This window comes from Leifsonia sp. fls2-241-R2A-40a, assembly GCF_030209575.1.
Lineage (GTDB): Bacteria > Actinomycetota > Actinomycetes > Actinomycetales > Microbacteriaceae > Leifsonia.
Genome location: NZ_JARVRS010000001.1, coordinates 1,520,668 through 1,540,994, shown reverse-complemented (window position 1 = coordinate 1,540,994; position 20,327 = coordinate 1,520,668). Strand labels below are relative to the sequence as shown.

Genomic DNA, 20,327 nt, shown 5'->3' with positions numbered 1-20,327 from the left:
CAGCGGAAGGAGTACCACAGGATCATGCCCGCATCGCAGGAGCTGCCCTCCACACTGGAGCGTTCCGAGAAGCACGCCCAGGCCCTCTGGTCGAAGGCGCACGACTCGGCGGTCGAAGAGTACGGCGAGGGCGAGCGAGCCCACCGCACCGCGTTCGCCGCCCTCAAGAACGAGTACGAGAAGGTCGGCGACCACTGGGAGCGCAAGGCCCAGAACGGACCGTCCGACCAGAAGGCCGCCGGTGGCCGGGACACGAAGGCGGAGACGCAGGAGGGCGTGGATGCGAACGCCAGCAAGGCGCACCTGCTCGACATCGCAAAACGGCTCGACATCTCCGGCAGGACGCGGATGACCAAGGACGAACTGGTCGACGAGATCAAGCGCGCCAACCGGCGCGCGACCGCTGCGCAGCGAAAGAAGGACTGACCATGGGCGACGTGCTCGCGTTCATCGGGTGTTTCATCCTGTTCCTGTTCGGGCTCTTCCTGCTCGGGATGGCGGACACCTTCCCCGCTTGGCAGGGGCTGGTGTTCTTCCTCGGGATCATCTGCATCGCGCTCTCGTTCGGCATCCCCGTCGGGGTGCTCGGGCGGGCCGACTGAACGCCAGCCGGGAACAATCCCAGTTGTCAGTGGCCCGCGGTACCGTGGATTGATGGCTGATTTCACCCGGCTGCACAGCCAGACATCGGATCCGGCTGAGGCCGACGCGATGCTCGCGGCAGCAGGCGGCCGCTTCTCGTTCGCCTCGGAGCCCGGGTCAGGATTCTCGTTCGAGGCCGACCAGGCCACCGACTCCGCGTTCTCTGTCGCCCACTACGCCATCGGCGGGGAGTGGGAGACCTCCGGCGACTTCGACGACCTCGTGATCGTGAACGTGAAGTCCGGCCCCTACCGGTGGAACATCGACGGCGAGCACGGACAGGGCACGCGTGCGCCCTTCCTGATCCGACCGGGCCACGATTTCACCTGCTACGCCGAGGGCACCGACGTGATCAACATCTTCCTCTCGCCCACGGTCCTGCAGGATGTGGCTCGCACAACGTACGGCGACGAAGACATGGCGGTCGTGTTCGACTCCCCCACGACGATGAGCCCTCGTCACTCCGAGTACATGCTGACCGCGGCCACGGCGGCCGCCGAGTACATGGAGGCCGGTACGTTCCGGCATCCACTCGTCCGTGCGAGTCTCTTCCACACCCTGTCGATGGCGGCGCTGCAGTCCTTCCCGCTCAGCGGAGACCCGCGCGAGCGGACGCTGTCGCCGGCCGGCCAGCTCAAGAAGTTCCGCCTGGCGGCTCGCTTCATCGAGGACCACGCCTCGCTCCCGATCACCGTGACCGACATCGCGGCCGCGGCGGGCGCAACGATGGCGCAGCTCAACGCGGCGTTCCTCGTCCACGCGGGCACGACGGCCCGCGGGTACCTGCTGCGCGTGCGGCTGTCCGCCACGCACACCGAACTGCTCGTCTCAGAACCCGTGCCCACCGACCTCGCCGACCTCGCCGCACGGTGGGGCTTCGCCGACCTCGACCGATTCACGCGGCGCTACCGCGAGGAGTACGGCGAGACGCCGACGGCGACGCTCGCGCGCTGAGAGGGCGGGCGCCGGCGGATCCTGCGGCGACACTGACATTCGCGGCCGCACCCTCCGTAGAATCCGCGGATGAACCAGCGCCGCTCCTTCGCCCTGCTCTGGGTCTCGCAGGCGCTCTCGCAGTTCGGGACGAGCGTCTCGTCGCTCGCGTATCCCCTGCTCATCCTGCAGCTGACCGGCTCGGCCGCTGAGGCCGGCCTCGTGGGCGCGGTGGTCGCTGCGGCCGGCCTCGCGACGCGCATCCCGGCCGGGTCACTCGCTGATCGCCGTCCACCGCGGGCGCTGATGCTCGCCGCCGACGGGACGCGCGCAGCGCTGCTCGCGGCCCTTGCTGCGGCGGTGGCGTCGGGCGCTGCCGGTACCGGCCTGGTGATCGCAGTCGTCGCCCTCGAGGTGATGGCCGGCGCGGTCTTCGGTCCGGCGGAGTTCCGGATGATCCGGGCGATCACACCCGCTGCCGATCGCGCGCTCGCCGTAGGCCGAATGCAGTCCCGGGCCCAGCTGGCCGGGCTCGTCGGGCCTCTGGCGGGCGGGGTGCTGTTCGGCGTCGCGCCCTGGTTGCCGTTCGCCGTGGACGCGCTCAGCTATCTGGCGTCGCTCGTTCTGGTGGCGGCCGTGCCCCGGATCGCCGGCGCGGCGGTGAGCGCGACGACCCGCGCCGGCGCCTGGCGCTGGCTGCGGCGGGACCCGCTGCTCTTGACCGCCGGGCTCTGGGTCGCCGGCCTCACCGCGACGTTCTCGGCGGTCGGGCTCATCGTGATCGTCGTCGCCCAGGACCGCGGCGCGGGAAGCGCGGGCATCGGTCTGATGTCGAGCATCAGCGCGGCGGGAGGACTGGTCGGCGCGCTGCTCACGCCGGCCGTCCAGCGCCGTCTGCATCCAGGCGCCGTCTTCCGCCTCGCCGCGCTGGTCGACACAGCGGCCACCCTCGCGCTCATCCCCCTGCAGTCGGCCGTGCTGATCGGCGTGGCTGGCGCGGTCGCCTTCCTGACCGCCCCGCTCGTCTCGGCGTCGCTCTTCGGCGAGGTCGCCCGACGTGTTCCCGACGAGCTGGTCGGGAGGGTGCAGTCGACGATGGTGCTGGTCGCCGGGCTGGCGGCGCCGATCACGCCTGTGCTCGCAGGGCTGGTGCTCGACCGGTCGGGATCGGTCGGCGGAATCATCGCCTGCGCCGCCGCCTTCGCTGTGCTGGCCGCGCTCTCCTTCGTGCTGCCCGCCTTCCGCCGCCGCACCCAGTCGGTCCAGCCGGCCGACGCCCCCTGAAAAGCGGCGGCCGTGCCGCATCCCGAGTGATCGACAGGGCAGCTCGACGCGCGAGCCGAGCAGTATGGTGACCCCCGATGCGGCGGCTCTGGCGCTCGAGGAGTTTCGAGTGGGCCGGAACCCCCGCACCGGGGATGAGCGTCACTCCTTGTGGAGCTTGTCCTGCACCGCGCCGGCGACCTTCTCGACGGTGTTCGGCAACTCGGTGGTGCCGTAGAACCGCGAGTCGGGGTGCGTGGGCGGCGGCATGGGGACCGTCGCCTGCGGGCCGTCGAGGTAGGTGAACTCGCCCTTGCCGTCGGGCGTCGGACCGCTCGCCCAGCTCCCCTCCGCCGCGGCGGGGCCGTCGGAGAAGTTGATGTACTGGTACGAGACGTCGCGGTCCTCCTTGCCGAGCGGGAAGTTGCTCGGGACGGGGAGGTCCTCCGCGCCCTCCGCGCGCAGTTCGGCGGCAGCGGCGATCCACTGGTTCTGATGCATGGTGTCGCGTGCGAGCAGGAACGAGAGCAGGTCCCGCACTCCCGCGTCGTCGGTCATATGGTACAGCCGGGCAACCTGCAGCCGGCCCTGCATCTCGGCGTTCGCGTTGGCGGTGAAGTCGGCGAGCAGGTTGCCGCTGGAGGTGATGTAGCTCCCCTGCCACGGGTTGCCGTTGCTGTCGACCGGGCGGGCTCCCGCTCCGGCGACGATGGCGTGCTGCACGTCGGTGCCGCCGACAACGGCGGCGACGACCGGATCGTCCTGCACGGCGTCCTCGGTGATTCCGAGCGGCGACTTCTCGAGCAGCTGGGCGATCATGACGGCCAGCATTTCGACATGGCCGAACTCCTCCGCGCCGATGCCGAAGAGGAGGTCCCGGTACTTGCCCGGGATGTGGACGTTCCAGGCCTGGAAGCCGTACTGCATAGCGACGGTGATCTCGCCGTACTGGCCGCCGAGCACCTCCTGCAGTTTGCGGGCGTAGACGGCGTCCGGCCTGTCCGGCTTGGCGGTGTGCTGCATCTCCTGACGGTGGAAGAACATACGATGTACCCCTTTCTGGTGGATGCCCTCCAGAGGTACCCGAGGTGCTTCGGGTTATGAGGCGTTGACAGGTCCGACGGGTGCGGGGTCAATGGGGCTCAGAGCCGTGTCCGCTCGCGAGCGGTCGAAGGCCGGGCAGGAGTGGGAGCAGCGCAGCGACGACGGACGCGGCCGTGGCTGTCACGAACGGGCCGGCCGGCCCCACCGCGTCGCCGAGGACGCCCGCGATCGCGGTTCCCGTCGCGGCGCCGACGAGACCGGCGGTGTTCAGCCAGCCGAACGCCTCCGGAGTGGACGACTCCGGCAGCGCTCCCGACACCATCGCGTACAGTGCGGCAAGCGACGGCGCGAAGCCCAAGCCCGAGAGGAACAGCGCGCCATACAGCAGCGGGATGCCGGGCACGAGTCCGGCCGCAGCCGTCGCCACGGCCACCCCGCCGAGGATTCCCGCCAGCGCTCGCGGACCGATGCGCCGGTGGCCGAACGCGATCCCGCCGATGAGTGAGCCGAGACTCGAGACCGCGATGGCCAGCCCCGCGAAGATGCCGTGGCCGTCGAAGCGCGCCACCAGCGCGATCTCGAGTGCCGCGAACGACGCGATGAGGGCGAAGCTGGAGGCGGCGGCCAGCCGTACGGCGCGGGTGAGCAGCACCCTGCCCGGCCGGGTCTCGCTGCGCGGCAGCCGAACCCCGGCGATGTGCGGTGTCAGCAGGAACCACACCGTTCCGCCGAGGGTGACGGCGGCCGCCAGCACGAGGGGCGCCTGCGTCGAGACGGCGGCGCTGAGCAGCGTCGCTGCGACTGGGCCGGTGATCCAGATGAGTTCCTGGGCGGAGGTGTCAAGCGCGAACAGGGCGGGGACCGCGCGACGCGGCACCAGCCGTGGGTACAGCGCACGCACGACCGGCATCAGCGGAGGCACGGACGCGCCGATCACGACACCCAATCCGACGAACAGGGCCGGCTCGGGCGGACCGAACGCGAGCAGCAGCATCCCCGTCGCGTTGAGAAGTGCGGCGGCCAGCACCGGCGGCCGGATACCGAAAACGCCGACTGAGCGGCTCACCAATGGCATGGCGACGGCCTCGCCAACGCTCACACACGCGACGACGAGACCGGCCAAAGCGTACGAGCCGCTCGCGTGGCGCACGTGCAGCAGCACGGCCAGCGACAGCATCCCGAGCGGGAAGCGCGCCACCAGCTGCGAGACCGTGACCCGCAGGACGCCGGGGACGCGGACGAGCTCCAGGTACGTCCGCACCCCGCTACTTGCCCACGCCGCCGGCGAGACCGCGCACGAAGTAGCGCTGGCACACGAAGAACAGGATCACCATCGGGAGCGCGGCCATCACCATCCCGGCGAAGACCACCGGATACTGCGTGCCGTTCTTCGACATCATGTCGGCGAGACCGACCGGGAGCGTCTGCACCCCGGTCCCGCTGGTGAAGATCATCGCGAACAGGTACTCGTTCCAGTTCTGCAGCACGTTCAGCACGATCGTCGTCGCGACGATCGGCATGCTCATCGGCAGGATGATGCGCCAGAAGGTCGCCGCACGCGAGGCTCCGTCGATCGAGGCCGCCTCATCCACCTCGCGCGGCAGATCGAGCATGTAGGCGCGCATGAGGAAGACGGTGAACGGGATGCGGAACGCCGTGTACAGGATCAGCAGCCCGAAGAACGTGTCGTACAGCCCCCACGCCTGGAACAGCTTCACCAGCGGGATGAGCGCGACCGTCGGCGCCAGCATGAGGCCGGCCAGCACGATCACGGTGAAGGTGCGGTTGAGCGGGATGTTCACCCGCGTCAGCCCGTACGCCGCCCAGGCGCTGATCAGCTCGGTGATGAGCGTGGCGATGACGGTCAGCGAGACGCTGGTGAGCACGAAGTCGCCGACGCCCTGGTCCCAAGCCTTCCCGAAGTTCTGCCACAGCCATTCGGTCGGGAGCGCGAACGGGTTGCCGAACAGCTCGGCGTTCGTCTTGAGGGCGTTGGTCACCATCCAGAGCAGCGGGTACAGGACGATGACGGCCAGAGCCACCAGGAGCGCCCAGACGAAGGCGGTCCGGGCTCCGCGGCCAAGACGGGCGAGGACTACCATTCCACTCTCCTCTTGCGCGAGTAGGCCAGCTGAGCGGCGGCCAGCAGCAGCGTGATGACGAAGATGGCGACGCCGATCGCGGCGGCCGAGCCGAAGTCGTTGGTGACGAATCCGGCGTGGTACAGCCACGTGCCCAGCACCTGGCTGGAGTTGTTCGGGCCGCCGCTGGTCATGACCATCACCTCGTTGAACACCTGGAAGGCGCCCGAGATCGTCACGATCATCATCAGGCCGGTCATCTCGCGGACCAGCGGCAGCGAGACCTGGAAGAACCGCCGGACGGGGCCGATGCCATCCAGCTGGGCCGCCTCATACAGCTCCTGCGGGATGCGCTGCAGAGCCACCGAGAACAGCAAGACGCTGTAGCCGAAGCCCTGCCACTGGCTCATCGCGATGATCGCGAAGATCGCGGTCCCCTCGTGGCCCAGCCACGCCTGCGAGAACTGGCCGAGCCCGACGTTGTCGAGGAAGACGTTCAGCATGCCGGTCTGCGGCTGGTAGATGAAGTAGAACAGCAGGCCGGCGACCGTCAGCGAGATCGCCGACGGGATGAAGTAGATCGCCCGGAACGCCTTGCGCCAGCGATCGTTGCGCAGACTCTCCACGATCGCGGCCAGCACCAGGGCGCCGAACACCTGGAACACGATCGAGAGGGCGGCGTACCAGGTGTTGTTGCCGAGGGCCCGCCAGAAGATCGGGTCCTGCGCCAGCTGTGCGTAGTTGTCTCCGCCCACGAAGGTCTGCTCACCGCTGTAGATGTTCCACTTCAGGAAGCTGAACACGATGTTCTGCAGCAGCGGCCAGTAGACGAAGATCGCCAGCACGGCGAGCGCCGGGATCAGCCAGACCAGGCCGCGCCAGCGCGCCGGACCGCGGCGCGCCGCACGGGGTGCGGTGTCGCCCGGAGTCGGGGCCGTGCGGCCGCGCCCGGAACCCCTGACGAGGTTCGGACGCGGCCCCACGGGAGCCTGAGGGGCCTGGGTCGTGGTCATTTCGCCTTCTCGGACGCCTGTCGCACGGCCTTCAACGCGGCCTCGGGGGTGAGACTGCCGGACACGAGACCCTCGGAGACGGAGACCCACGCGTCGCCGACCGTCGGTACGTTCGCCATGTCCAGCCAGACCACGGTGGACTTCGCGTCGTTGACGAGCTTGGTGCCCTCGGCGACCGCAGGTGTCGCGATCTGGTCGGTCACCACATCCTTCACGGCGCTCGGCTGGCCGTACGGCGGCGAGGACAGCGTGGTCGCGTTCTTCTCGTTCATGACGAACTTCATGAAGTCGAGCGCGAGGGCCGCGTTCTTGCTCTTCTTGTTGATCATGTAGCCCTCGGGCGCGGCCTCCAGCGTGGAGGTGTCGCCCTTCGCGCCGTCGGCGGCCGGGAGCTGGAAGATGCCGAAGCCGTCCTTGCTGAGCTGGCTGTCCTTCGTGTTCACCGAGTCGAATTCGATGAGCTCCTGGTAGTACATGGCGGCCTTGCCGGTCGCCTGCTGCTGCTGAGCGGTCGTGTACGTGACGCCGTTGGAGTTCCCCGCGTCGCCGGTGCACTCGGTGACCAGCTGCTGGAACTGCTTCATGCCCTCCAGGTAGCCCGCGTCGGTGTACTTCGCGGTCTTCGGCAGCAGGTCGGCCTCGAGCGTCTTCTGCGGGACATCGTAGGCGAACAGCTGGCCGAGGTAGTGCAGGCCGGGCCAGCCGTCCTTGTTGCCGAAGGCGATCGGGGTGTAGCCCGCGGCCTTGATGGTCGAGCAGTCCGAGATCAGCTCGTCGAGGGTCTTCGGGACGTCGATGCCGAGGTCGGCGAAGATCTTCTTGTTGTAGCCCATGAACTTGCCGTCGACATACTGCGGGATGCCGTAGTACTTGCCGTCGTACTTGAACGCGTTCAGCGATCCCTCGCCGAACGTGTCGCCCCAGGTGGTGCCCGGCTTGATGACGGAGGTGAGGTCGACGGCCAGGCCGTTGGCGGCGAAGTTCTCGCCCCAGTTGCCGGCGTAGCTGAAGTAGATGTCGGGCAGCGACTGCGATCCGATCAGGACCTTCTCCTTGTCTTTGATCGCGTTGTCGTCGGTCTCCTGCGCGAGCGTGATCTTCACGTCCGGGTGGAGCTTCGTGTAGTCCTTCACCAGGCCCTCGAAGTACGAGCCGAGCGGGTCGCCCGCTGCCGCGGTGAGGATGCTGATGCTGCCGGAGAAGTCCGGCTTCGCCGTGATGTCGGCGGACGCCCCGCCGCCGGACGAGCACGCGGTGAGCGCGAGGGCCATGACACCCGCCGCCGCTACCGTGATGGTCCTGGTCTTCTTCACGCTCATCTCCCGTCGTGCGGGTGTCGCGGTCGTGTCCGCTGACCCGTCTTTGGATCGGTCCATGGCCGCTTCTGCGGCCGGTTGCGATGACTATACGTGATTTTGGTACCGGTATCAACATTGCCCAAACGCCGCCGTTCGCATCCCGGTCCGCGCGATTTGTGCCAAATCGCGGTTGTGCCGGCCTCGGAACCGAGATTTGGCGCAAATCGTGCCGGGAAGGGAGGCGAAGGGGGAGCTAGCGCGACGGCGGGGCGGCGACGGAGTCGCGCTCGACGAAGTCGGCCTCGAGGACGTGCGTGGCGACGGGCGCGTCGCTGCCGGCGACGCGCGCGAGCAGGCATTCGGCGGTCAGCTCGCCGAGCTGGTGCATCGGCTGGGCCACGACGGACATCGGCGGCGTCATGACGCTCGCCCAGGAGCTGTCGTCGAAGCCGATCAGCGAGACGTCCTCGGGGCAGCGCAGCCCGCGCTGCCGCATCGCGCGCAGCGAGCCGGTCAGCGCATCCGTCTCGGTCGCGAAGATCGCGGTCGGCGGATCCGAGAGCGACAGCATCCCGAGCACGGCGCGCGTCGCCTGCGACTCGTTCTTGAGCACGTGCGTCACGAGCGAGGTGTCGAACGGGATGCCCGCGAGCTCCAGCGCGTCCAGGTACCCGAGCAGACGCTCGCCGTCGCTCCACAGGGCGTGGTCGAGGATGCGGCGCAGATCGTCCGCGTCGGCCGCCGGCTCGTTGGTGACCGGGCCCCAGACGAAGGCGATGCGCCGGTGCCCGCGCTCGATCAGCGCCATGACGGCCTGCCGCGACGCCTCGCGGTTGTTGATGACGACCGCATCCGCATCCACGGTGTCCACCAGGCGGTCGAGCAGCACCAACGGGATCTCGCGCTTGTGAACGATGTCGAGGTGCGGAAGTCGGGCGGTGCGGCCGGCGGCGGGCGCCAGGGCGATGCCGTCCACCTGCTTGTCGACGAGCACCTCGATGGCGGCCGCCTCCAGCTGCAGGTCCTCGTCCGTGCTCAGCACGAGCACGTCGTAGTCGGCTTTGCGGGCCGCGTCGCTGATGCCGCGCAGGACGCCGGCGAAGAACGGATTGCCCACGTCGGCCAGCACGACGCCGAGCGTGCGCGTCTCGCCGGTGGTCATGCTGCGCGCGATCGAATTGGGCCGGTAGCCGAGCTCCTTCGCCACGGCGAGGATGCGATCCCGCGTCTTCGGGCTCACCGAGCCGTAGCCGCCGAGCGTCCGTGCGACGGTCGCGCGGCCGACACCGGCCGCCGCCGCCACCTCCGAGATCGTCGGCGAGGGAATGCGGTGGTCGCGCTCCGTGGACATCGCCACCCCTTCCTGATCCGGGGCGGCTCACGCCCTCAGCCCACGTCGCCCGCAGCCACGGGCGGAAGCGAGCCGACCGTCCGCGCAGACTCGTCGACCGCGCGCCCGTGTCCGAACGCGCCCTCGACCGTGCACTGCCGCGCGGCGAACTGCGCCGCGCGCCGCATCGAACGGTGCAGCGCTGCGCCACCCGGTCGCGCATTCCTGCGCCAGCCGGACCGCAGCAATTCAACCACGAACGCGCTGACGTAGGCGTCGCCGCATCCCATCGTGTCCACGAACGGGCCCGGAACCGGAGCCGCGTCGGAGTAGTAATACGCGTCGCCGTCGAACAGCACGGCGCCGTCATCCCCCTGGGTCCCCAAGACGATCGACGGGCCGTGGGACGCGATGCGCCGCAGCTCCGCCCAGGTGTCCGTGCGCGACAGCTCGCCGAGCGATACGAGTGCCAGGTCGATCCACGGGCCCACCGCATCCAGATACTCGGACGTGCGGTACTCCGGCTCGGACGAGAAATCGTATGAGCGCAGCGTCCGCGTCGATGCGAGCTTCGGCAGCTCGGGGATGATGCCCGAGTAGGCGCTCGAGTGGATGAGCGAGAAGCCTGCTGCGTAGCGGAGATCCTCTGCACCCAAACGCACCGGATCGCTCAGTGTGACCCCACCGTGGTTCCACCCCAGGAACCGCCGCTCGCCGTCGACCGTCTCGATCTCGGTCACGCCGTTCGGGCCCGGGCGCACCGAGGACCGCGAGGTGTCGACCCCGCAGTCCTCGATGGCCTGCCGCACGAAGCGCCCCTGCTCATCGTCGCCGAACACCCCCAGGTACGCGGCCTCGGCGCCGAGCTGCCGGGCGAACACCGCGACATTCACGGCGTTCCCTCCCGGATACTCGACCCCGCGGTCGACGAACCGGTCGACGATGTTGTCCCCGAGACCGAGGACGCGCACCGTGCTCATCGGTGGCCGCTCAGTACGCCACGACGCGGTAGTAGCGACGCAGGTCGAGCGAGTGGTCGCGCACGTGCGCGAGGTGCTTGCTGAAGCGGTCGACGACCGCATCCACCACGATCGGCGCCAGCAGTCCGCGGAACTCGTCGCTCACGCCCGGGAGCTCGTAGTCCTTGGTGTCGATGACGGTGACGTCGTCGCTGTACTCCTTCGAGAAGGCGATCACACGGTCGGTGAGCGGACGGGTCTCGTCCTCGCCGGCGAACACGATGATGCTCGTGTCCTTCTCGATGAGCTCGAGGGAGCCGTGGAAGAACTCGGCCGCGTGGACACGCGTCGTGGTCAGCCACTGCATCTCCTCGAGGATGCACATCGAGTACAGGTAGGTGAAGCCCCACAGCTGGCCGGATCCGGTCAGGAAGTGATAGTCGTTCTCGGCGTGCTTCTCGGCGAATGCCTTGCCGATCGGGTCGGCCTGCTTCGTGACGGCGATGAGCGCCTCGGGGATCGCCTCGAGGTCCTTGACCAGGCGGTCGTAGCCCTCGAACTCGCCGCGCAGCGAGAGGAGCTTGGCGCCGAAGGTGAGGAACTGCACGTCGAACGGCCACGCCTTCGGCGCGGACAGGAGCACCTCATCCACCGCGGACGCGATCGGGCTGTCGGCCTGGCCGGTGAAGCCCACCGTCAGCGCGCCCTTCTCGCGGGCGAACTCGACGCACTCCAGGATGTCCTCGGTCGTACCGGACACCGAGGCGAAGATCGCGACCGAGTCCGGTCCGAACTGGGGGTCGGGCGCGAGGACGAACTCCTTGCCGATGACGGCGCGCACCGGGAACGCGGAGCGCGTCTGGAAGAAGCGCTCGTAGGGCAGCGCAGCGGCGTACGTGCCGCCCGCGCCGATGAAGTAGATGTTTTTCCAGCGGCCTGCGCTCACGCGCTCGGCCAGCTCCTCGATCTGCGACCGGAGCGCGACGGTGCTCCGCACCTGCTCCAGGAATTCCTCTTCGTTGAAGCCCAGCATGTGTCTCCCTCCACCGATCCGTTTTGGTACCGGTATCAATTCGTCTCAATGCTGACACACGCGGCGCGGTCACGCAAGCGAGTCGCGCGGCTCCACCTCTCCCAGCCGCGTCGAGTGGTGAGTAGTTGCGCCTATCCGCGTCGAGTGGTGACCAGATGTCACCACTCGGCGGGGAGGGGGCGGGAGGGGCAGGCCGGAGGGCGGGGTCGTACCCCGGGGAGCGGAGGGATGCAGCCCCCTGGACGCACGCGGGAAGGGTGATTGCGTGGAGGCATGCCTGAAAACCAGTACACCTTCGACAACCCTGTTGACCGCTACCCGAGCTTCTCCCCCGAGGCGAAGCAGGTTCCCGAGCCCGGACTGGAGAGCGACCTCGACCCGCGCGCCGACCTCGGCGAGGACAGCTACGTCGGCAATGGTCGTCTCACCGGCCGCAAGGCGATCGTGACCGGCGGCGACTCGGGCATCGGCGCCGCCACGGCGATCGCCTTCGCCCGCGAGGGCGCCGACGTAGCGCTCGTCTACCTGCCCGACGAGGAGGAGGATGCGCAGCGCATCGCCGGCCTCGTCCGTGACGCGGGACGCACCGCCGTGACGATCCCCGGCGACCTGAAGGACCGCGAGTTCAGCGACGAGATCGTCCGCCGTGCGCTCGACGAGCTGGGCGGGATCGACATCCTCGTCAACAACGCCGGCAAGCAGGTCGCCACCGAGAGCCTGACGGACGTCCCGGACGATCAGTTCGACCACACGATGAAGACGAACATCTATGCGATGTTCTGGCTGACCCGCGCGGCCCTGCCGCACCTGCCCGCCGGAGCCACGATCATCAACACGACATCGATCCAGGCGTACCAGCCGGGCGAGCAGCTGGTCGAGTACGCGACGACCAAGGCCGCGATCAACGCGTTCACGAAGGCCCTTGCGCAGCAGCTCGCGCCCAAGGGCATCCGCGTCAACGCGGTGGCTCCCGGGCCGATCTGGACGCCGCTGCAGGTCAGCAAGGGCCAGCTGCCCGACGCGATCCCCGAGTTCGGCCAGGAGACGCCGATCGGCCGTCCCGGCCAGCCGGCCGAGCTGGCGCCGGCGTACGTCTTCCTCGCGTCGCCCGAGTCGAGCTACGTCATGGGCGAGACGCTGGCCGTGACCGGCGGGATGCCCACCCCGTAGCACCTACCGGGACGGGCGCGCCCGGACCGGGCGCGCCCGAACCGGGCGCGCCCGTCCGGCGCGTTCAGGACCAGGGCAGCCGCAGCTGCTCGGCACGCCCGCCGCCGGTGAGCACGAGATGCGTCGCGATCGAGACGCCGCGCAGCATCCCGGACCGTTGATGCGCGACCGGAGCGAGCATCCCGTCCTCCAGAATGCATGCCACCGCGCGCTGGCGGTCGTCGACGTCTAGACGCGGCGGCAGAGCGCACGCGGTCGGCGCGGGCGCGGACCGCCCGAGGCGGCCCTGCAGCAACGGCCAGCCGACCACGATCAGCGCCACCACCGCGGCGAGCGGATTGCCCGGCAGCGACAGTACGTGACGCCCGTCGCCGAGTTCCGCGAGCAGGAGCGAGCCGCCCGGTCGCAGGTCCATCCCATCGAGCAGGATGCGCGCTCCGAGCCGGTCGAGCGCGTCGCGCAGCGGGTCGGCCGGGCCGTGCGCGGTTCCGCCCGAGGTGATCACGGTAGCCGTGCGTGCTCGCCGGATCGCGGCGGCCACGTCCGCGGGGCGGTCGAGAGCGCGCGCGGTCGTGGCGCAGCGCCCGCCGAGCGCTGCGAAGAGGGACGGCATCATCGGGCTCAGGCTGTCGGTGAGCTGGCCCGGACCGGGTGCGACTCCCGCCAGTTCGTCGCCGATTGCAACGAACGTCACGAGGGGCGGAGACGCGATGTCGACCTTTTCGACGCCCGCCGCGGCAAGGAGCCCGAGTGCCGGCGGCGAGAGCACGGCGCCGGCCGTGAGGAGCACGTCGCCGGGCTCGGCCTCCTCTCCGGAACGGCGGATGTCGCGGCCGGGGCAGGGCGGGGTCACTACATCGACCAGGCCGCCGTCGCCGCCGAGGCCGGGCGCGGCATCCTCGCTCCTCAGCACCGTGAGCGTGCCGGGCGGCACGGGCGCTCCGGTCGCGACCGGGCGGGCCTCCCCTGGCACGAGCGGAAGGACCGGCGGGATGCTGCCCGCCAGCACCGGCTCGCCCACCCGCCAGGGTCCATCGCCGGCGACGGCCCAGCCGTCCATCGCGGAGTTGTCGAAGGGCGGCAGCGAGCGGGCGGACCGGACCTCCGCGGCAACGGCCAGGGCGGCCGCGCGCGCCACCGGGACGGTCAGCACGCGCGTCGGCGACCCCCGGCCCACCTGCTCGGCGAGACCGCGCGCCTCCCGCCACGAGGTCATGCGGAGCGCTTGTCGATCGCGGCGGCGAGTGCGGCGACCGCTTCGGCGAGCGGCTGGCCGCGGCCGACCGCGATGCCGGCGATGAACGTGGTGAGCGGCGCGGCCGGCCGGGCGATGCCGTGCGCGGCGTCCCGCGCCAGGTCGAGCACGGCAGCGACGTCGCCGGGCTCGAGGCGCGTGCCGACCACGGCGGCGGCCTCCTCGGCCCAGGCGTCGAGCTCAGACGGTTCCATGGACGGGCTCCTTCTCAGGCACGGCGGGAAAAGCGGGCAGGTCGTCGGGGGTGTCGATATCGGCGCAGACGAATCCGGAGACGCGGTGACGCCCGCGGATGCCGCCGAGCAGGTCGCGCGCCGACAGCCCGGCCAGCGTGGCCCGGCCGCGCCGCAGCTCGGCCACGCGCGCGGTCAATGCCGCGAGCGGAGCCCGCGCAGAGAGCCACTGGGGATGCCCGTCGGCGTCGGTCAGGACGCCCTGGTCGATCCCGGTCAGTGCGGCGACGGTCGACCACGGGTCGGCCAGGTCCGCGGGCAGGATCAGCGCATCGGCCGCAGCATCCACCACACCTGCCGCATCCACTCCCGCCGCGATCGCCGCACACGGGCCGCCCCAGCGCGGACTCTCCGACACTGCGACGGACACTCCGGCCGGAATCTCGTCGGCAGCCGACACCAGGACCACGTCGCCGACGGCAGCGGCCGCATCCACCGTCCGTTGGAGCAGCGTGCGACCGTCGATGCGGTGACGGAGCTTGTCGGCGCCGAACCGGGTGGATCGGCCGCCCGCCACCACGATCACCGCTGCGATGAACGTCATCGGACGGCCTCCGGGGGCCGCTCGCCCAGAGCCCAGTTGATCCCCCACCCCACGATGATCGTGAAGGCGAGGGCGGCGGCCATCGACAGGATCCCGGACGGCGTGGCGATCACGCCCAGGCTGACGATCAGCGTCGTCGCCCCGGCGGGTGGATGCGACAGCTTCAGCAGATGCAGCACGAACGCCGTGAGCGCGACGGACAGCGCGCCCGCGAGCACGTAGCCGAGCGTGAGCCCGGCCGACGGTGCGGACGGCTTCCCGTTCATCCCGAACAGGAAGAGACAGGCGACCCCGGCAACGATGGCGACCGCGTGGCCCACGACCGCGTTGACCGGTCGCGAGGACGGCTCCGACGGTGCGCCGAAGATCAGCATCACCGTCGGCCCGAGGCTCGGGAACAGCCAGGGCGAACTGAGGAGCAGGCCGATGGCGCCGGAGGCGGCGAGCAGGATGAGCGACAGCACCGCCGTGTAGACGCCGGCACCCGCCTCGCCGGCCCGGGTGGTCACGCGCGACAGCAGTGACGGCTTCATGGCGCCATCACCGCGCCGCGATCAGGGCTTGGGGTGCGGCCTGCTTCATCCGGGTCATCAGCCAGCTCAGCTGCACGGAGGTCTCGTGCTCGCAGTCCTGGATGATGTCGAGGAGGTCCGCATCCTGCAGCGCCTGCGCGGCCTGCTTCACCATCGTCCAGGTGACGTCGGTGAGGCTGGCGAGCAGGTAGAGGTCTTGCAGGTCGCGGAGCAGGCCGAGCGGCCCCGAGCGAGGCTCCTCGATGGCGTCGGCGTGCAGGCGTTCCGGCTCGTCGTCCACGGTCGTCGACCCGTACCGCTCGATGACGGGATCGAGCTTCTCGCGGTGACTCTCGCACTGCTTCGCGAGGGTGAGGCAGAGGAGGCGCACGTCCGGCTCGTCGCCGTGGGCGTCGGCCACCTGCCGGAACGAGCGGGCCAGCGTCGACTCCGACTCGGCCAGGAGCGCGAGGTACACGGGGAACTTCACGAGTCACCCCCAGCCGGCTCCAGCTTGCGGACCTCGACGGCGGCCGACTTGAACACCGGCTGCTTCGAGACCGGGTCCCACTCGGTGGCGGTCAGCTCGTTCGCCGCGGTCGGGCGGCGATCCACCGCGCCGGGCGGCGCATCCCAGTATCCGTAATGGAACGGCGCGAACACCGTGCCGCTGCGGGGTCGGCCGATGCGCGCGGGGGCGACAAGCCGTCCGCGTCGCGACACCACCTCGACGAGGTCACCCTCGCCGATTCCGCGCTGCTCGGCATCCTGAGCCGCCAGCTCCACCCAGACGTTCGGAGCGGCCTCCTCGAGTTCGGGGCTGCGGCCGGTCTTGGTGCGGGTGTGGAAGTGGTACACGCTGCGCCCGGTGGTGAACTGCAGCGGGTAGTCCAGGTCGGGCAGCTCATGCGGTCCGTTGTAGGGGGCGGACTTGAGCAGCGCGCGACCGTCCGGGCGCAGCGCGGTGAACGCCTCCTTGCCCACCGCGGCCCCGGTGAGCAGGTCGTGGCCGTAGCTCTCGCAGTAGTCGGGGTGGGACGGGAAGTCTGCGTCGGCGTACAGGCGCAGGACGCTCTCCGTCTCCCCTTCCCGCCTCGGCCAATGGATGCCCGACTCCCGCCGCAGGTCGTCGTACGAGATCCCGGTGTAGTCGCAGGGCCGACCGCGCGAGCACTCCTGCCATGCCGCGTAGACGTCCTCGGGGCCGCGCCACGCGATGAGCGGGGTGCCGTCGTTCCGGCGGAAGTCCATCCGCTTCGCGTAGTCGAGGAAGATGTCGAGGTCGGCCCGCGCCTCCCCCGGCGCTTCGACCGCCTTCTCGGAGAGGTGGACGGTGCGGGTCGCGTTCGTGAAGGTCCCGGTCTTCTCGCCCCACCCAGCCGCGGGGAGCACGACGTCGGCGAGTTCGGCGGTCTCGGTGAGGTAGAGGTCCTGCACGACGAGGAAGAGGTCCGGCTTGGCGAGGATCTCGCGGATGCGCGGCAGCTGGGGGAGCGACACCGCCGGGTTGGTCGCCGACACCCAGAGGAACGGGATCGAACCCTGCTCGACGTACCGGAACAACTGCATCGCGTGGGTCGGGGGAGCCCAGTGCGGGATGACCAGCGGGTCGACGCCCCACAGCTCGGCCAGCTGCCTGACGTGCTCCTCGTTCTCCCAGTTGCGGAAACCGGGGAGGTCGCCGTCGGCGCCGCACTCGCGGTTGTTCTGCGCCGTCGGCTGGCCGTTCATCTGCAGGATGCCTGCGCCGGGCCTGCCGAGCATCCCGCGCAGCAGGTGCAGGTTGTTGACCTGGCATGCGGATGCGGTCGCCTGGGGCGCCTGGTAGAAGCCCTGCAGCACGGTGGAGAGCACGCGCGGCGACTCCGCGAAGATGCGGGCAGCCCGGCGGATGTCCTCCGCGGCCACGCCGCACACCTCGGCGGCGCGTTCGGGCGTCCACTGCCCGGCCTGCGCCTTCAGCTCGTCGAGTCCCAGCGTGTGCGCGGCGACGTAGTCCTCGTCGATCCAGTCGTTCTCGATGAGTTCGCGCTCGAGGCAGAGCAGCAATGCGAGGTTCGTGCCCGGGCGGATCGCCAGGTGCACCTCCGCCTTCTCGGCTGTCGCCGTACGCCGGGGGTCGACGACCACGAGACGCGGCGGGTTCGGCCCGGCGAGACGGTCGAGCACGCGCGACCAGGCGACCGTCTGGGTGGCCGCGAGGTTGTGACCCCAGAGGAACATCGCGTCGCACTCGTCGATGTCCTCGTAGCATCCGGGCTGTCCGTCGGCGCCGAACGTCTCCTTCATCGCGGTCGCGGCGGTCGCCGTGCAGAGACGGGTATTGCCGTCCATGTGCGGCGTCCCGATCCCGGCTTTGCCGATCACGCCGAGCGCGTAGTACTCCTCCAGGAACAGCTGTCCGGAGGTGTAGAAACCGTGGCTCAACGGACCGATCTCGTCAAGGAGCGCGCGACTGCGCCGGACGATGGCGTCCATCGCCTCGTCCCACGTCGCCTGCACCAGTTCGCCGTCGCGGCGGACGAGTGGATGCGTCAGCCGGTCGCGACCGCGCATCCCCTCCCAGCTGGCATAAAGGCCCTTCGGCCCGAGCCGGCCGCGGTTGATGGGGTCGTCCGTGCGGCCGCGGATGCCGACCATGCGGCCGTCCTTGACGGCGATGTCGCAGCCGCAGCCGTTGCTGCACAGGACGCAGGCGCTGCGCACCCACGAGTCGACGTCGGCCTCGGTGAGGCCTTCCTGCAGCATGAGATCGGGGCGCTCCGGCCAGAAGGCACCCTGGGCGAAGGGGGTGCGTGCTCCCCAGATGTCCTGGATGCGGGAACGGTCGTTGGCCGACACCGTCGTTGGCTGGTCCATGCCGCCACTGTCGGCTCAGCGCATGGGTGATTCAATCCCCGCGACGGTTCCTTTGCGCTCTCGCAGACGCGGGCGGCGCGGGATGTGTGGTTCTGCGAACATGCCGGGATCAGCCGACGGGGCCGCGGCGGCGGCGCTGGTGCCGGATGAACAGGGGCAGCACCACCCAGATGATGAGCAGCAGCACGAACACGCAGGCCGCGGCGGTGAAGCCGGCCGGCGGGGCGAGCACGAAGTCGACGATGAAGAGCACGATCCCGGTGAACAGAAGGGACGCGGCGGCCAGGCACACGATCAGGATCTTGCTGGCGAGCCCCACGAGCTCTGGCTTCGCGCGCTGGCGGAACAGCATCCGGTGCAGCGCGACCGGCGCTAGAGCGAACAGGGTGGCGATCACCGAGAGGAAGACGAGCACCAGGTAGACGCCCACGTCGAACGGCGGAAGCTGGGTGAAGCGCTGCTGGAACGGCAGCGTCAGCAGGAACGCCGCGAGGATCTGGGTCCCCGTCTGGAAGACGCGGAACTCCTGCAGCAGCTCGTTCCAGTTGCGGTCGGCGCGCTGCTCGGCGGTCTCGTTGCGGCCGTCCGTCGGGTCGGCGTCCAGACCGTCGCTCACCTGCGTGCCTCCTCCGGCTCTCCGTCGAGGTGCAACTCTTCCACACGGACGGCCTTTGCGCCGAGTGCGGAGGCGATCGCACCGCTGGTGAGGGGGTCCGTCGTCACGCCGCCCCCTCAGCCGTTGTCGCTGTCGCCCTCGTCGCCTTCCGCCTGCGAGGGCTTGTCGATGATCTGCTGCTCCGCCTCGGTGTTCTCGTCGTGGCGGTCGCCTTCGGTGTGCTGGGGGTCGGACATGTCCGCTCCTTCTCTCGATCGGTGGTGGGTGCGCGGTCAGATGTCCGTGCGGAAGTGGATGGCCTTGTGGCTGCCGTCGCAGAACGGCTTGATCGCGGACACGCCGCACCGGCACAGCGCGACCGTGCGGCGGTGCTGCTCGATCGGGGTGCCATCGGGGGCGGTGAGCTCGATGTGCCCGCGCACCAGCAGCGGGCCGTCCGGGCAGGCGACGATGACCGGCTGCTCCTCGTGCGCGCTCATGCCGGGACTCCCGCCGGCTCACGCAGCGAGCTGCGGCCCGCTTCGAAGCTCTCCAGCATGTGCAGGCCCGCAAGGCCGTCCACGTAGAGGCAGGCGGCCGCGCCGAAGACGATGTCGGGCAGCAGCTCGGGATGCTGCTCGGCCAGGCCTCCCGCGAGGTCGCGGCCCGCGATCTGCTCGTGCACCGCATCCGCCTCGACGTGCTCGTCGTAGTACCAGGTGACGTCCTCGCCGTGGCCGAGCCGCCGGAACCCGTTGCCGTAGAACCGGTTCGGGATGGACGAGGTCATCTCGAACGCGGCCAGGTGGCCGGTGATCGCGCCGCGCAGGCTGCGGTTGAGGCCGAACATGGACATCATCGTGAACGAGGCGAGCGTGATCGCGGGCACCTGGTCGATGTACGCGCCGTACGCGTCGTCGAGGCCGAGGTTGCGCATGGTCTGCCCGAAGATCTCCGCGTGGATGCGCTCCGGCCGCCCGGCGCCGTACTCGTCCGACTGCACCTCGACCAGAGCCGCCTTCGGCCGCCCGGTGAGGCGCGGGATGGCCCACGAGTGCGGGTCCGCCTCTTTACGCGTGTAGATGGAGCGGTGGATGACGAACTCCTTCGCCTGCTCCTCGGTCGCCTTCTTGGCGAGGAAGCGGGAGAGGCTCGGGCCGGCGTCCTCGGAGGTGAGGTCGAACAGGTAGGCCGCGACGGCGTCGGCGGTCGGCTCGGGCAGGTCGCCGAGCGGGATGCGGTCGCGCAGTTGCCGCTCGAACGCGCGCTCGATGGTGCGCCGGGTGCGCAGCAGGTCGGGGTTCCACTCCCACTCGTCGTCGGCGTCGACGGTGTCGCCGTAATGCAGCCCGTAGAGCAGGAACAGGGTGAGTTGGAGGTCCTCGTCAGTGAGGAGGTCGGGCTCGGCTTCGAGCGCACGGGCGGTTTCGGCGGAGAAGCGGGCCAATTCATCCGAAGCGGAGAAGGGGTCGTTCTGCAGCGCTGCACGGAGCGCCTCGCTCACCGGCCCCCGCGAGGTGATGCGTGGTGTCATGTTCCGAGCGAACCTGCGCGGCAGAACCC

The 20,327-nt window shown here is 70.0% G+C and carries 22 protein-coding genes; 5 read left to right on the top strand and 17 right to left on the bottom strand.

Annotated elements, in window-relative coordinates:
* The first annotated feature begins 24 nt into the window (after positions 1-24).
* The 4 genes from QRN40_RS07800 (at position 25) to QRN40_RS07785 (ending at position 2,859) form a co-directional block, all read left to right on the top strand.
* On the top strand, positions 25-426 hold the full coding sequence (locus QRN40_RS07800) for a ChaB family protein (protein ID WP_285115000.1): 402 nt from the start codon (positions 25-27) through the stop codon (positions 424-426).
* Positions 427-428: 2 nt separating this feature from the next.
* Positions 429-602 carry a hypothetical protein gene (locus QRN40_RS07795; RefSeq protein ID WP_285114999.1) on the top strand — a complete coding sequence of 58 codons (174 nt, stop codon included), beginning with the start codon at positions 429-431 and terminating at the stop codon, positions 600-602.
* A gap of 52 nt (positions 603-654) precedes the next feature.
* Positions 655-1,596, top strand: a complete 942-nt coding sequence (locus QRN40_RS07790) for an AraC family transcriptional regulator (protein ID WP_285114998.1) — start codon at positions 655-657, stop codon at positions 1,594-1,596.
* Positions 1,597-1,665: 69 nt separating this feature from the next.
* On the top strand, positions 1,666-2,859 hold the full coding sequence (locus QRN40_RS07785) for an MFS transporter (protein ID WP_285114997.1): 1,194 nt from the start codon (positions 1,666-1,668) through the stop codon (positions 2,857-2,859).
* A gap of 141 nt (positions 2,860-3,000) precedes the next feature.
* Here the strand turns inward: QRN40_RS07785 and QRN40_RS07780 are convergent, their stop codons facing one another.
* The 8 genes from QRN40_RS07780 to QRN40_RS07745 form a co-directional block, all read right to left on the bottom strand.
* Positions 3,001-3,882: a manganese catalase gene (locus tag QRN40_RS07780; RefSeq protein ID WP_285114996.1), complete on the bottom strand. Its 882-nt coding sequence runs from the start codon at positions 3,880-3,882 to the stop codon at positions 3,001-3,003.
* Positions 3,883-3,970: 88 nt separating this feature from the next.
* Positions 3,971-5,143, bottom strand: a complete 1,173-nt coding sequence (locus QRN40_RS07775) for an MFS transporter (RefSeq protein WP_285114995.1) — start codon at positions 5,141-5,143, stop codon at positions 3,971-3,973.
* 4 nt (positions 5,144-5,147) lie between these two features.
* Positions 5,148-5,984, bottom strand: a complete 837-nt coding sequence (locus QRN40_RS07770) for a carbohydrate ABC transporter permease (RefSeq protein WP_285114994.1) — start codon at positions 5,982-5,984, stop codon at positions 5,148-5,150.
* Positions 5,978-6,976: a carbohydrate ABC transporter permease gene (locus QRN40_RS07765; RefSeq protein ID WP_285114993.1), complete on the bottom strand. Its 999-nt coding sequence runs from the start codon at positions 6,974-6,976 to the stop codon at positions 5,978-5,980. Before QRN40_RS07765 ends, QRN40_RS07770 begins: the two co-directional genes overlap by 7 nt.
* Positions 6,973-8,295, bottom strand: a complete 1,323-nt coding sequence (locus tag QRN40_RS07760) for an ABC transporter substrate-binding protein (protein WP_285117458.1) — start codon at positions 8,293-8,295, stop codon at positions 6,973-6,975. The genes QRN40_RS07765 and QRN40_RS07760 overlap by 4 nt, the downstream gene beginning before the upstream one ends.
* Positions 8,296-8,527: 232 nt before the next feature.
* Complete coding sequence (locus QRN40_RS07755; protein WP_285114992.1) at positions 8,528-9,625, bottom strand: LacI family DNA-binding transcriptional regulator; 1,098 nt, start codon at positions 9,623-9,625, stop codon at positions 8,528-8,530.
* 35 nt (positions 9,626-9,660) lie between these two features.
* Entirely contained in the window at positions 9,661-10,584 is a 924-nt protein-coding gene (locus QRN40_RS07750) for a PfkB family carbohydrate kinase (RefSeq protein WP_285114991.1), read from the bottom strand.
* Between the two features lie 10 nt (positions 10,585-10,594).
* Positions 10,595-11,596 (bottom strand): SIS domain-containing protein, encoded by a 1,002-nt coding sequence (locus QRN40_RS07745; protein ID WP_285114990.1) that lies wholly within the window; start codon positions 11,594-11,596, stop codon positions 10,595-10,597.
* Positions 11,597-11,869: 273 nt separating this feature from the next.
* On the opposite strand from QRN40_RS07745, the gene QRN40_RS07740 reads away from it, so the two are divergent.
* A complete protein-coding gene (locus QRN40_RS07740; protein ID WP_285114989.1) occupies positions 11,870-12,766 on the top strand; it encodes a glucose 1-dehydrogenase in 897 nt (298 codons plus the stop codon).
* 64 nt (positions 12,767-12,830) lie between these two features.
* On the opposite strand, the gene QRN40_RS07735 is transcribed toward QRN40_RS07740, so the two are convergent.
* The 9 genes from QRN40_RS07735 to QRN40_RS07695 form a co-directional block, all read right to left on the bottom strand.
* Entirely contained in the window at positions 12,831-13,982 is a 1,152-nt protein-coding gene (locus QRN40_RS07735; protein ID WP_285114988.1) for a molybdopterin molybdotransferase MoeA, read from the bottom strand.
* A complete protein-coding gene (locus tag QRN40_RS07730) occupies positions 13,979-14,215 on the bottom strand; it encodes a DUF6457 domain-containing protein (protein WP_285114987.1) in 237 nt (78 codons plus the stop codon). Before QRN40_RS07730 ends, QRN40_RS07735 begins: the two co-directional genes overlap by 4 nt.
* Positions 14,202-14,798, bottom strand: a complete 597-nt coding sequence (mobA, locus tag QRN40_RS07725) for a molybdenum cofactor guanylyltransferase (protein WP_285114986.1) — start codon at positions 14,796-14,798, stop codon at positions 14,202-14,204. Before mobA ends, QRN40_RS07730 begins: the two co-directional genes overlap by 14 nt.
* Positions 14,795-15,331, bottom strand: coding sequence for an HPP family protein (locus tag QRN40_RS07720; protein WP_285114985.1), 537 nt, complete (start codon positions 15,329-15,331; stop codon positions 14,795-14,797). Before QRN40_RS07720 ends, mobA begins: the two co-directional genes overlap by 4 nt.
* A 7-nt stretch (positions 15,332-15,338) precedes the next feature.
* A complete protein-coding gene (locus QRN40_RS07715; RefSeq protein WP_285114984.1) occupies positions 15,339-15,800 on the bottom strand; it encodes a hypothetical protein in 462 nt (153 codons plus the stop codon).
* Positions 15,797-18,169: a molybdopterin oxidoreductase family protein gene (locus QRN40_RS07710; protein WP_285114983.1), complete on the bottom strand. Its 2,373-nt coding sequence runs from the start codon at positions 18,167-18,169 to the stop codon at positions 15,797-15,799. Before QRN40_RS07710 ends, QRN40_RS07715 begins: the two co-directional genes overlap by 4 nt.
* A 109-nt stretch (positions 18,170-18,278) precedes the next feature.
* Entirely contained in the window at positions 18,279-18,785 is a 507-nt protein-coding gene (locus QRN40_RS07705) for a DUF6328 family protein (RefSeq protein WP_285114982.1), read from the bottom strand.
* 272 nt (positions 18,786-19,057) lie between these two features.
* Positions 19,058-19,264 carry a CDGSH iron-sulfur domain-containing protein gene (locus QRN40_RS07700; RefSeq protein ID WP_285114981.1) on the bottom strand — a complete coding sequence of 69 codons (207 nt, stop codon included), beginning with the start codon at positions 19,262-19,264 and terminating at the stop codon, positions 19,058-19,060.
* On the bottom strand, positions 19,261-20,298 hold the full coding sequence (locus QRN40_RS07695) for an iron-containing redox enzyme family protein (protein WP_285114980.1): 1,038 nt from the start codon (positions 20,296-20,298) through the stop codon (positions 19,261-19,263). Before QRN40_RS07695 ends, QRN40_RS07700 begins: the two co-directional genes overlap by 4 nt.
* Positions 20,299-20,327: the final 29 nt, after the last annotated feature.